1 protein-coding gene is annotated in these 877 nt (G+C 34.7%); it reads left to right on the top strand.

Translation table 11 applies throughout. The annotated features are described in order from the left end of the window. Positions 1-384, top strand: a 384-nt coding sequence (locus JMW90_RS13400; RefSeq protein ID WP_276529661.1) for a DUF411 domain-containing protein, incomplete at its 5' end; no start/stop codon positions are given. Between the last annotated feature and the right edge of the window lie 493 nt (positions 385-877).

Here is an 877-nt window from a genome sequence, read left to right as displayed (position 1 = left end):
GTCTATAAAGATGCCAATTGCGGCTGCTGTAAAGAATGGATAAGTCATGCAGAAGATAATGGTCTAAGTGCAACCGCGCAAGATGTTGCGGACTTAGCCGTATTTAAAGAGCGCTACAGCGTTCCAACTGAGATGCGTTCTTGCCATACTGTAGTCACTACTGATGATTACGTCTTTGAAGGTCATGTACCTGCTAAGTATATGGCGCAGTTCTTAGAAAATCCGCCAGTACAAGCTATGGGTCTTGCCGTACCTGGCATGCCTGTTGGTAGCCCAGGTATGGAGTATCAAAATAAATTCATGCCCTATCAGGTTATGCAGCTCAATAAAGACGGGACGACCCAAGTTTATGCTGATATTGAATCGGTAGAGCAGCAATTATAGTGTGTTAGCAGTTAAGAATACTTTGATTATAGTGTTAGCGTTAAAAGTAAATGAGGCAGGTATAAGACTGTTCTATGGCTTATAAAATGATTCTTCATCAAAAAATCATTAGCTATTGCGACTTTAAAAGCAAAAACAACTTTGAATTTGTAACTTTTGATGACAATGTAAGCGGATTTATCGGTTATTAACCCTTAAAATAGATAAATAATTAAGGGTTAATACAAGAATATACAGGATGTATCGAAACAATTACGTAATATTACATAAGCCAGTAGGGAATTAACATCTATATTAATATTATAAATTATTATATTATCTTAATAATTAGTTAGACCCTATATAGGGTAATTACTTCATCCAATAAAAAAACGTCTGAGGGTTAAATCTGTAATTTAGATTTAACCCTCAGACGTTTTTTTGCTTATAAAACAGTAGAAATTGTTGTCAATTTAGTCAGCTATATTCTGTATATGTTACACAAACTTACATT

Source organism: Psychrobacter glacincola (assembly GCF_904846215.1).
Lineage (GTDB): Bacteria > Pseudomonadota > Gammaproteobacteria > Pseudomonadales > Moraxellaceae > Psychrobacter > Psychrobacter glacincola.
This window is presented reverse-complemented; position numbering and strand designations above follow the sequence as displayed.